Source organism: Commensalibacter intestini A911, from assembly GCF_000231445.1.
Classification (GTDB): domain Bacteria; phylum Pseudomonadota; class Alphaproteobacteria; order Acetobacterales; family Acetobacteraceae; genus Commensalibacter; species Commensalibacter intestini.
The window spans coordinates 670,839-682,473 of the sequence record NZ_AGFR01000003.1; the positions used below are offsets into that span (position 1 = coordinate 670,839).

Genomic DNA, 11,635 nt, shown 5'->3' on the forward strand with positions numbered 1-11,635 from the left:
AATGGGTTTTATTGATAGAACAGCACGATCCTTTTTGCTGTCAGAATTATTGACAGGCTTAGGAATTACGCTGCGTTACTTTTTTAAACCAAAAGCAACGTTAAATTATCCGTACGAAAAAAGCCCATTGTCTCCTCGTTTCCGTGGAGAACATGCGTTACGTCGTTATGCAAATGGTGAAGAGAGATGTATTGCTTGTAAATTATGTGAGGCAACATGCCCTGCAGAAGCAATTACGATTGAAGCCGAAGCAAGAAGTGATGGTTCAAGAAGAACCACACGATATGATATTGATATGACCAAATGTATTTATTGTGGTTTGTGTCAGGAAGCATGTCCTGTGGATGCTATTGTTCAAGGGCCCAATTATGAGTTCGCAACCGAAACCCGTGAAGAGCTAATGTATAATAAGTCAAAATTATTATCTAATGGCGATCAATGGGAAAGTGCTTTGGCATTAAGGTTGGAACAGGATGCCCCTTATCGGTAGGCGGGAATTAATAACAATGATGAATAACATGTTTTTATTACAAGTAGGCCTTGTGCCCCTACAAAAAGGATCAGGGTCATGATGCCAATTATTCTTTTTTATATTTTTGCAGTGATTTTGCTGTTATCAGCCGTTATGGTTGTTTCTTCTCGCAACTCTGTCCATGCCGCTTTGTTCTTGGTTTTAGCATTTTGTAATGCTGCTGGATTATTCTTAATCGCTGGTGCAGAATTTCTCGCGATCTTATTGATAGCGATCTATGCTGGTGCGGTTATGATTTTATTCCTTTTTATTGTCATGACAATGCAAACCAATTTGGTTCAATTAAAAGAAGGGATGCAGCATTATATGCATGTTGGCTGTTGTATTGCAGCTATCCTTGTCGTTGAACTTATTCTTGTTGCAATTAACTGGCATGTTGATCCGCTAGTTGCGGAAGCAGCACGTCAACCATTATTGGAAAACATGTCTAATACCAAAGCTTTAGGTTCATTGATTTATACAGATTATGTATTTTTGTTCCAAATTGCTGGTTTAGTTTTATTGGTTGCAATGATTGGTGCAATTGTTTTGACCCTACGTAAGCGTCCAAATAATCGCAGACAGGTTGTGGCTCGTCAGCATATGCGTGAACCTAATCAAACCTTGGAAATGCTTTCCGTTGAATTAAATAAAGGTGTCGATGATCTTGGTGGTTTTTTAAGGCCTAAAGATACCTATTATGGCATTGCTCAAGAAGATTCATTTGGACCAAAGCCGGGAGATAAGATGGATATTACAGAAAAAAGACAACAACGGGAGCAATCAAAATGAATATTTTGAACACAGTTGGTGTTGCTCCTTATATGATTGTGAGTGCGATTTTATTTGCAATTGGTTTGTTTGGTATTTTCGCAAGTAGAAAAAATTTGATCGTTATTTTGATGTCGATCGAATTAATGCTTTTGTCTGCTAATCTTAATTTAATTGCTTTCTCTTCGGCTTTTGAAAATTTAACAGGTCAAGTTATGGTGATGTTTACCTTAACAGTTGCTGCGGCTGAATCCGCAATTGGCCTAGCGATTGTGATGGTTTATTATAGAAACCGTCATTCTGTTGAAGTTCAAGATACGACGATGATGAAAGGGTAATGGGAAAATGACACCGGTAACATCATCGTTATTTGCAATATCAGTCTTCGCTCCTTTGGGTGGATTTTTAATTGCTGGGTTATTAGGCCGAGTTTTTGGTGATAATTTTGCTAAGTTTATTTCTATTCTAGGAATGGTTATCGCTGTTGCTTTTTCATGGTGCGTATTAGGCAGCATGTTACATTCAGGCATCAGCAGCGCAGTCGTGCCTTTAATTGACTGGATCCATGCAGGTAATTTCAACGTCAGTTGGTACCTCAGAATGGACATGTTATCAGTATCAATGTTGACAATGGTGACGAGTGTTTCTTTGCTTGTTCATATTTACAGCATTGGATATATGTCCCATGAAACAATGCCGACTTATCGTTTCTTTGCGTATTTGTCATTATTTACGTTCAGTATGTTAATGTTGGTGACTTCAGATAACTTAGTTGAGTTATTCTTTGGTTGGGAAGCTGTTGGTTTATCCAGTTATTTGTTAATTGGTTATTGGTATACTCGCCCTGCAGCAGTTGCTGCTGCGATTAAGGCATTTGTTGTAAACCGTATTGCTGATTTATTTTTCCTTGTTGGGATTTGTGTATTATTCCTATTATCAGGATCTGTATTTTATGATGATATCTTCCATAAAATTCCTGAGCTAGCGAGCACACAATATCATTTATGTGGTTATAGTTTCCAAGCTTATGAATTTATTGCATTACTATTATTTATCGGTGCAATGGGTAAATCAGCTCAATTATTCTTACATGTTTGGTTACCTGATGCGATGGAAGGACCAACGCCTGTATCTGCGTTAATTCACGCGGCTACTATGGTGACGGCAGGTATCTTCTTGATGGCACGTATGTCTCCATTGGTCGAATTTGCTCCACATGTAAAAATGTTTATCGTAATTATGGGGGCAACGACTGCGTTCTTTGCAGGAACCGTTGCTTTGGCACAACCTGATATTAAGAAATCTATTGCTTACTCAACATGTTCTCAGTTGGGATATATGTTTGTTGCTGTGGGTGTGGGTGCTTATCAAGTTGCAATGTTTCATTTGACAACCCATGCATTCTTTAAGGCTTTATTGTTCCTTGGTGCTGGCTCTGTAATCCATGCACTACACGACGAACAAGATATGTTCAAAATGGGTGGTTTATCTAGAAAGCTACCAGCAACTTGTTTATTAATGTGGATCGGTTGTTTGGCGTTGGGTGGGATTTTCCCTTTTGCAGGATATTGGTCTAAAGATGCTATCTTAGAAGCTGCATGGATGTCTGGTGGTGCTGTTGGTCATTATGCTTGGATTATGACGGCGTTAACTGCGTTTTTAACAGCATTTTATAGCTGGCGTATCTTGTTCTTGGTATTTCATGGTAAACCAAGAGATCAAAAAATATATGATCATGCACATGAATCTTCTTTTGTTATGACATTGCCAATGTGTGTATTAGGGGCAGGGGCAACCTTTGGTGGTTTTGTTTTAGCACCTTACTATATTGGTAAACACCAAGTTGCTTTTTGGAATGATTCTATTTTCAATGCGCCAACAAATCATATTATGACGTTAATGCATCATACCCCTGAATTGATTGCAAAAACACCGTTAGCGCTTGGTATCTTAGGGATTATTGTAGCTTATATTTGTTATATTGTTGTACCTAAAATTCCTGAATCTCTGGCTACTAGCTTAAAAGGCGTATATCAATTTTTGTTAAATGCATGGTATTTCGACAAATTATATGACTTTATTTTTGTTCGTCCTTACGTCGCATTATCAAAAGCTTTATGGAAAGTTGGGGATCAAGAAATTATCGAAGGAATGCCTGTGGCTGTTGCACGAATTACAGATCGTTCAGCTAAAGGGCTTTCTTGGATGCAAAATGGATCTTTTGCGTTTTATGCTTTTACCATGGCAATTGGGTTGGTGGTGGTTCTTGCCACTTTCCTGATCTATCAATGATTTTAGAAAGTCAGGATTAATCCGATGAATTGGACACTTGCTATTCCAGAGATTGTTTTATCAATCAGCGGTCTTATTATTCTTTTATGGGGCGCGATTCAAAAGAAAGGAAATGCTTTCTTTCCTTGTGCAATCGTCTCTATTGCTGCGTTTATTGCAGTAGGTTTTTTAACGTTAACGGTTTCTAATGGCGTTGGATATCATGGGTTATTTATCAATGATGAATTCGCCCGTTATATGAAATTGTTGATTATTATTGCTGGATTTTTATGTATCATTTTATCTATTGATTTTAATGGAAAGAACGATACGAATTGCTTCGAATTTATTGCATTAATTGTATTCTCTACCGTTGGTGCAATGGTCATGGTTTCATCAAATGATTTGATGACTTTGTATATGGGGCTAGAGTTATCTTCTTTGGCTTTATATATTTTATGTGCCATTGATCGTAAAAATGTATTCTCAGCAGAATCTGGCGTGAAATATTTTATTTTAGGCTCCGTGGCTTCTGGTATTTTACTTTATGGAATTTCCATGATTTATGGTTTTTCTGGAGGAATGGGTTACGAAAATATTCACCATGTTATTGCTTCTGATCATGGATTATCAGCTGGCTTTGCAATTGGGCTTGTTTTTGTTCTTGTTGGACTATGCTTTAAAATTTCTGCGGTTCCATTTCATATGTGGACACCAGATGTGTATCAAGGCGCACCAACACCAGTAACAACATTCTTGTCAACAGCACCTAAATTTGCAGCATTTGCATTGTTCTTACGTTTGATGGTTGGCCCTTTTGGTCATTTAGCACCACAATGGCAGATGTTAATTGAAGTTATTGCAATTCTATCTATTATTATCGGTAGTGTCGGTGCAATTGCTCAAACAAATATTAAACGTATGATGGCATATTCTTCTATTTCACATATGGGATATGCTTTGGTTGGTTTAGCTGCTGCAACACCTGAAGGTATTACTGGTACGTTAATTTATTTAACAACCTATTTATTCATGAATGTTGGAACATTCGCAGTGATTGCAGCAATGTCTCGCAAAGGACATATGGTTGAAAATATCAATGATCTTGCTGGATTAGGCAAAACAGATCCTGGTATCGCAACTGCAATGGCGATTTTTATGTTTAGTATGGCAGGTGTGCCGCCTTTAGCTGGGTTCTTTGGTAAGTTCTTGGTATTTAAAGCGGCACTTGCTGCTGATCTATATACATTAACAATTATTGGTTTATTAGCTAGTGCTGTAGGTGCATTCTTCTACTTACGTATTGTAAAGATTATGTTCTTTGATAAGGCTGCAGAGGCTTTAGATAAACGTTCTTTATCTTTATCATTCATTACGTTTAGTATGGGTACAATCACAGTTGTATTTTTGCTCTTTTTATCCCCAATGTTACAAATGGGGCAAATCGCAGCACAATCTCTATTTCAATAGTTTTGTAGGTTAAGGTGGATAATAGAGTTACCTGGCAGGTAGAGCATTATCCAACCTTGCCATCAACAAATGATTATTGTATCGAGCAAGCCAGATTAAAGAGTAAAATTAATCTGGCTGTTTTGACAGATTCCCAGACGGCTCCACGAGGAAGTCGTGGTCGTAAATGGGTTGAGCCGACTGGAAATCTTGCATTATCTTTTTTATATTGGCCGACATTTTCTGTTAAAAAAGTAGGGTGGGTACCCTTTATAGCATCTTTGGCATTATATGATGCGATTACGGAACTCTGTGGTGATTATCCTGACTTATATATAAAATGGCCGAATGATTTGCTGTTTCAGAATAAGAAAATCGCAGGAATTTTAATTGAAAGCCATGTTGAATATCCTGATATTTTAGAATGGTTAGTGATTGGAATAGGTTTGAATATCTGTTCAGCACCTGTGGTTGAGGGGCGCGAAGTAGCATGTTTACGTGATTTTGTTCATACAAATTTACCAAGTTCATTACTCGTTTCTTCAAAAATTAGAGAGCGACTATCCTATTGGATAGGCTGTTTAGATCAAGGAAAAGAACTATTTATTCGAGAAACTTGGTTACAAAGAAGCTTACCAATGGATACATCCTTGTCAGTAACGAGTAGTAAAAAAATATATACTGGTATATATAAGGGAATTAATAAGGAAGGGTTTCTGTTATTACAGACAGAAACAGGTTTAAAACATTTATCAGCTGGAGAGCTGTTTTGTTTAGATCAGTATGGGAATAAGTAGACGTGCTTTTAGTAATTGATGTTGGGAATACAAATATTGTATTTGCAGTTCATGATGGAAAGGATTGGCTTGGAACGTGGCGTTTTGCAACGACAGTGAACCGTACTTCTGATGAATATGCTGCGGCTTTACTCGTATTACTTGAAAAGCAAAATATTCCTATTGAAAAAATTACACGTGCAATTATTGGGACTGTTGTTCCACCCGTTTTATATCAGCTCCTTTTATTATGCCGTAAATGGTTTTCGGTTGATCCTATCGTTGCTTCGGCTTCTTTGGATTGGGGGTTCGAGATTAGAACAGATAATCCACAAGAAGTTGGGGTTGATCGTTTATTAAATGGGTTGGCTGCGCATCAATTATATGGCGGGCCATTGGTGGTTGTCGATTTAGGGACTGCGACGACATTTGATATTGTTGATAAAGATGGAAATTATTGTGGAGGGGTTATTTCACCTGGATTAACTCTTTCTTTGGAAGCATTGCATAGTGCTGCGGCTAGATTGCCTAGAATTGGTTTTGGAAGACCTCAGTCTGTTGTTGGAAAAGAGACAGTTGGGGCGATGAAGTCTGGTATTTACTGGGGATATATTGGGCTTATTGAAGGTATTATAGAAAGAATTAAACTAGAATATTCTGTATCTGAGATGACAGTTGTTGGTACAGGGGGGTTGGCACGATTATTAGCTGAAGGCACCTCTATTTTTAAAGAAATTAATGCAGAGTTAACTCTGGAGGGATTGAAAATCCTTGCAAATCGAAATTCACTGGGAAATAAAAAAGATAAATAAATATAGAAAAGGGTAAATATGAATGAAGATGTAAACGATTTCGCCTTTCTCCCATTAGGGGGAACGGGTGAGATCGGCATGAATTTTAATCTCTATCGATTAAATGGAAAGTGGTTAGCAATTGATTGTGGAATTGGGTTCAGTGGCAATGATATGCCAGAAGCTGATATCTTGGTTCCTGATCCTGAATTTATTGCGCGTCAAAATGAGAATTTATTAGCACTAGTGATTACGCATGCTCATGAAGATCATATTGGTGCTGTTGCTTATCTTTGGCCGGATTTAGAATGTCCTGTGTATGCAACGCCATTTGCAGCTTCGATTTTACGACGTAAACTCCGAGAAGCCGGTTTATTAGAGGACGTAAAAATCCACCTGATTAAAATGGGTGATCATTTAAAAATTGGTGAATTTGATCTGGAATTTATTCCTGTGACGCATTCTATTCCAGAGGCTCAAAGTGTATTTATTCGTACGCCTTATGGAAATGTATTGCATACTGGGGATTGGAAGCTTGATCCAGAACCTGTCATTGGTGATATTACAGACCTTGATAAATTTGCAGAGCTAGGACGTGAAGGTGTCTTGGCAATGGTCTGTGATAGTACGAATGTGATTGTTAAGCGTGCACCAGAATCAGAAGCAGAAGTGCGTCGTAGTTTAACCGAACTTATTGGCAGTATTAAAGGGCGTGTTGCGGTGACTTGTTTTGCCAGCAATGTCTCTCGCGTTGAGAGTATTGCTTATGCAGCAAAGCAAGCCAATCGTCCAGTTTTGATTATTGGCCGTTCGTTAAAAAATCTTGAAGTTTCAGCTAGAGAAAATGGGTATTTGGAAGGTATTCCTCCATTTTTTACCGAACAGAATATGAATGACGTTGATTTAGATCATGTCGTTTTTATTGTGACAGGTAGTCAAGGTGAAGAGCGTTCTGCATTAACGCGTATTTCTTTTGATGTGCACCAACATATTTCTTTTGGAACTGGGGACACGGTTATTTATAGTAGCCGTACTATTCCAGGGAATGAGTTGGCAATTATGCGGGTGCAAGATAATTTAGCACGTCGTGGCGCAAGGGTTATTACATCACGCGATCATTTTGTTCATGTTTCTGGGCATGCTTGTTATGAGGAAGTCTGTGAACTTTATAAAATTGTTCAGCCTGCTTATGGGGTTCCAGTGCATGGAGAGTGGGTTCATTTAAATGCACAAGCAAATGTTGCCAAAGAGCATAATGCAGAGCCTATTTTGCTTGAAGATGGTGATATTTTACGTTTAGGTCCAGGAAAACCGAAAATTGTTGGCAGTGCGCCTACTGGACGGTTAGTGATTGATGGTAGCCGTTTGTTATCTGTTGATGGTGATGTTTTATCTGCCCGTCGTCGGATGTTATATAATGGTGTTGTTGTAGCCAGTTTTGCAGTGAATATGAATGGAGATCTGTTAAGTGATCCAAACATTAGTGCACCCGGTTTGTTTGACCAGCATGACGAAGAATTTGACGATGTGATTGATGAGTTCGGAGAGTTGGTTGAGCGTTTACCTCATAGAGTACGTTTAAATGATGATGAATTGGTGGATAACGCCAAAGTCGTGTTACGTCGTATTCTTGGGCGTAGGTTAAAAAAGAAACCGATGGTTGATATTCATTTATTGCGTCTTTAATTTTGATAAAGAATCTCATTATCATGATGGGATTTTTTATTTTTTAGTTCACACTTCATAACCCTATTTTTAGGATTGATTAGTCTATGCGTTTATCTTCAAGTTTCCTTCCAACATTAAAAGAAGTTCCTGCAGAAGCACAAATTGCTTCTCATCGTTTTATGCTAAGAACAGGGATGGTTCGTCAGATGTCATCAGGTATTTATGCCTGGTTGCCAGCTGGTTTACGTGTATTAAATAAAATTGCGGATATTGTTCGTGAAGAACAAGATGCGATTAACGCACAAGAAGTGTTAATGCCGACATTACAATCTGCGGATCTTTGGAAGCGTTCTGGTCGTTATGATGCATATGGTCCAGAAATGTTGCGTATCGTTGATCGCCATAAACGTGATTTATTATATGGACCAACTAATGAAGAAATGATCACTGATATTTTTGATCAATTCGTAACGTCTTATAAAGGGCTTCCTGCACTTTTATATCAAATTCAATGGAAATTTAGAGATGAAATCCGTCCTCGTTTTGGTGTGATGCGTGGTCGTGAATTTTATATGAAAGACGGATATAGCTTTGATCTTGATTATGATAGTGCTGTTGTTACTTATCATAAAATGATGTTGGCTTATTTAAGAACATTCCAACGTATTGGGGTGAAAGCTATTCCAATGTTGGCTGACACAGGGCCAATTGGTGGGGATTTGAGTCATGAGTTTATTATTTTAGCCCCGACAGGGGAAAGTGGTATTTTCTTTGATTCTGCTTTTGCTGAACAAAATTGGCTAGAAATGCCTGTTGATATTAATGATAAAGATTCTCTGGCAGCATTCTTTAAACGGATGACCAGCTTCTATGCAGCGACTGATGAAAAGCATGACGAAGCAGAATGGGAAAAAGTTCCGCAAGAAAGAAAACTTGAAGGTCGTGGGATTGAAGTTGGACAAATTTTCTATTTCGGTACGAAATATACAGAATCTATGGATGTTTCTGTAACAGGTTCGGATAGTAAGAAAATTTATCCTCATATGGGGTCTTATGGTATTGGGGTGTCTCGTTTAGTGGGGGCGATTATTGAATCTTCTCACGATGAAAATGGGATTATCTGGCCTGATGCGGTTGCTCCATTTAAGGCGGTGATTATTAATCTAGGTATGAAAGATCAAGCATGTAAAGATGTTTGTGAAGCGTTATATCAAACAGATCCTGAAAATTTCCTTTATGATGATCGCGATGAACGCGCAGGTGCAAAATTTGCTGATGCTGATCTGATGGGGCATCCATGGCAAATTATTGTTGGTCCACGCGGTGTCGCACAAAATGTTGTTGAAGTAAAACGTAGAAAAACAGGACAACGTGCTGAAGTGCCTGTGGATCAAGTTTTAGATTATCTATCCTCTCATCAGGATTAATATATATGTTTGGCTCTTTTGAAAGAATGGTTGCAAAACGCTATTTACGAGCTCGTAAAGGAGAGCGTTTTGTTTCTGTGATTGCTATTTTCTCGCTAATTGGGATTGCTCTTGGCGTTGGAACATTGATCGTTGTTATGGCTGTTATGAATGGGTTCAAGGATGATTTGCTTGGGCGTATTTTGGGCTTGAATGGGGATCTGAGTGTTTATGGACAGATGAGTTACAATGGTCCAAAACCGATTACAGATTATGATCAGCTATCTATCCGTATGGAAAAGGTTCCTGGTATAAAATCAGCCATTCCTTTTACAGAGGGCCAAGTCTTATTAAGTGCTGGAAATTATAATTCTGGTGGCATGGTTCGTGGGATGAGTGCCGATGGACTTAAAAAGCTGAGTGTTGTTAGCAAAAGCCTTGATGCATCTTCTTTTGCACGTTTTAAAGGTGATGATGCAATTATTATTGGTCAAACCTTGGCTGATCGTGCTGGGCTTGGATTGGGTTCTAAAATCACGTTGATTTCTCCACAAGGGGCAGCAACGGTCATGGGAACGATTCCTCGGATTAAGTCTTATACTGTGGTTGGAATTTTTGATTCTGGAATGCATGAATATAATTCCAGTTACGTGTTCCTACCCATTACAGCAGCACAGAAGTTCTTTCAAATGAAAGACGGTGTAACGGGTATTCAGATTTCTACGAATGATCCTGCGAATGTCAAAGAAACAACTCATAAATTAATGGCGCAATTTAGCAATGAAGATTTGCGTTTTATGGACTGGACTCAAAGTAATAATGCGTTCTTTGGGGCAGTTCAGGTTGAGCAAAATGTGATGTTCTTAATTCTGACGCTCATTATTTTAGTTGCTGCTTTTAATGTGATTTCCTCTTTGATTATGATGGTCAAAGATAAAACGCGAGATATTGCGATTTTACGAACGATGGGTGCTTCAAGAGGGGCGATTATGCGCATATTCTTGATGTGTGGTGCGTCTGTTGGGGTTACAGGAACTATTGCTGGAACGGTAATTGGCGTCTTATTTTGTAAAAATATAGAACATATCCGCCAAGGATTACAAAAACTTACGGGAACCAATTTATTTAATCCTGAAGTTTATTATTTAGAGCATTTACCTGCTAAATTAGATTGGGCAGATGTTATTCAAATTGTTATTATGGCATTGACTTTGTCTTTATTGGCGACATTATATCCGTCATGGAAAGCGGCTCGTACTGATCCAGTAGAAGGATTGCGTAATGAATAATCAAGATGCTGTTTTACAATTAAAAGATGTTCATGTTTCTTATAAAAGTGGTGATGAGCAATTAAATGTTTTACGAGGTGCTGATTTCTCTTTGGTTCAAGGGGAAATCGTTGCATTGGTTGCACCTTCTGGAACAGGGAAATCAACCTTATTGCATGTATCTGGATTACTTGAAAAACCTGCTCAAGGCGAGATTTTTATTAATGATAAAAATACGGCTAAACTGAGTGAAAAAGAAAGAACGTTACTTCGTTTAAGATCAATTGGGTTTGTTTATCAATTTCATCATTTATTGCCTGAGTTTTCTGCTTTGGAAAATGTCATGATGCCACAAATGATTGATAAAAAATCAAAATCTGAAGCTAAACAAAAAGCAACAGAATGGTTAAAGAAATTTGATTTGGGACATCGTATCAATCATCAACCTGGTAAGTTATCCGGTGGTGAGAAACAACGTGTTGCTATTGCCAGAGCTTTAGCAAATTCTCCACACATTTTATTGGCTGATGAACCTACGGGGAACTTGGATACTAAAACAGCGGATCATGTGTTCGATTTGTTATTAAATGTGGTTCGCCAAGAACGTTTGGCTGCATTAATAGTTACCCATAATAATGAACTAGCTTCTAAAATGGATCGAGTGATGACTTTGCAAGAAGGTAAAATCGTTCCGTTTAATTTATAATTAATTGATAAAGTAATC

Annotated in this window: 11 protein-coding genes; all 11 read left to right on the top strand. The window is 38.1% G+C overall.

Translation table 11 applies throughout. The annotated features are described in order from the left end of the window. Window position 1: 1 nt before the first annotated feature. The 11 genes from nuoI to CIN_RS03495 all read left to right on the top strand — a co-directional run bounded on the left by nuoI (window position 2) and on the right by CIN_RS03495 (window position 11,617). Window positions 2–490 carry an NADH-quinone oxidoreductase subunit NuoI gene (gene nuoI, locus CIN_RS03445; protein WP_008853665.1) on the top strand — a complete coding sequence of 163 codons (489 nt, stop codon included), beginning with the start codon at window positions 2–4 and terminating at the stop codon, window positions 488–490. 78 nt (window positions 491–568) lie between these two features. After that, window positions 569–1,303, top strand: coding sequence for an NADH-quinone oxidoreductase subunit J (locus CIN_RS03450; RefSeq protein ID WP_008853666.1), 735 nt, complete (start codon window positions 569–571; stop codon window positions 1,301–1,303). Next, window positions 1,300–1,620 carry an NADH-quinone oxidoreductase subunit NuoK gene (gene nuoK, locus CIN_RS03455; protein WP_008853667.1) on the top strand — a complete coding sequence of 107 codons (321 nt, stop codon included), beginning with the start codon at window positions 1,300–1,302 and terminating at the stop codon, window positions 1,618–1,620. The genes CIN_RS03450 and nuoK overlap by 4 nt, the downstream gene beginning before the upstream one ends. 7 nt (window positions 1,621–1,627) lie before the next feature. Further along, the gene (nuoL, locus tag CIN_RS03460) at window positions 1,628–3,574 is read left to right on the top strand and encodes an NADH-quinone oxidoreductase subunit L (RefSeq protein WP_040363740.1); all 1,947 of its coding nucleotides are present in this window, start codon (window positions 1,628–1,630) and stop codon (window positions 3,572–3,574) included. A gap of 24 nt (window positions 3,575–3,598) precedes the next feature. Then, a complete protein-coding gene (gene nuoN / locus CIN_RS03465; RefSeq protein ID WP_008853669.1) occupies window positions 3,599–5,023 on the top strand; it encodes an NADH-quinone oxidoreductase subunit NuoN in 1,425 nt (474 codons plus the stop codon). A 14-nt stretch (window positions 5,024–5,037) separates the two neighbouring features. Then, entirely contained in the window at window positions 5,038–5,799 is a 762-nt protein-coding gene (locus CIN_RS03470) for a biotin--[acetyl-CoA-carboxylase] ligase (RefSeq protein ID WP_008853670.1), read from the top strand. A gap of 2 nt (window positions 5,800–5,801) precedes the next feature. Beyond that, on the top strand, window positions 5,802–6,590 hold the full coding sequence (locus CIN_RS03475; protein WP_008853671.1) for a type III pantothenate kinase: 789 nt from the start codon (window positions 5,802–5,804) through the stop codon (window positions 6,588–6,590). Window positions 6,591–6,608: 18 nt separating this feature from the next. Next, the gene (locus CIN_RS03480; protein WP_008853672.1) at window positions 6,609–8,255 is read left to right on the top strand and encodes a ribonuclease J; all 1,647 of its coding nucleotides are present in this window, start codon (window positions 6,609–6,611) and stop codon (window positions 8,253–8,255) included. Between the two features lie 86 nt (window positions 8,256–8,341). Next, on the top strand, window positions 8,342–9,664 hold the full coding sequence (proS, locus tag CIN_RS03485) for a proline--tRNA ligase (protein WP_008853673.1): 1,323 nt from the start codon (window positions 8,342–8,344) through the stop codon (window positions 9,662–9,664). A 5-nt stretch (window positions 9,665–9,669) separates the two neighbouring features. Beyond that, window positions 9,670–10,932 carry a lipoprotein-releasing ABC transporter permease subunit gene (locus CIN_RS03490; RefSeq protein ID WP_008853674.1) on the top strand — a complete coding sequence of 421 codons (1,263 nt, stop codon included), beginning with the start codon at window positions 9,670–9,672 and terminating at the stop codon, window positions 10,930–10,932. Beyond that, on the top strand, window positions 10,925–11,617 hold the full coding sequence (locus CIN_RS03495; RefSeq protein WP_008853675.1) for an ABC transporter ATP-binding protein: 693 nt from the start codon (window positions 10,925–10,927) through the stop codon (window positions 11,615–11,617). The genes CIN_RS03490 and CIN_RS03495 overlap by 8 nt, the downstream gene beginning before the upstream one ends. The last annotated feature ends 18 nt before the right edge of the window (window positions 11,618–11,635 follow it).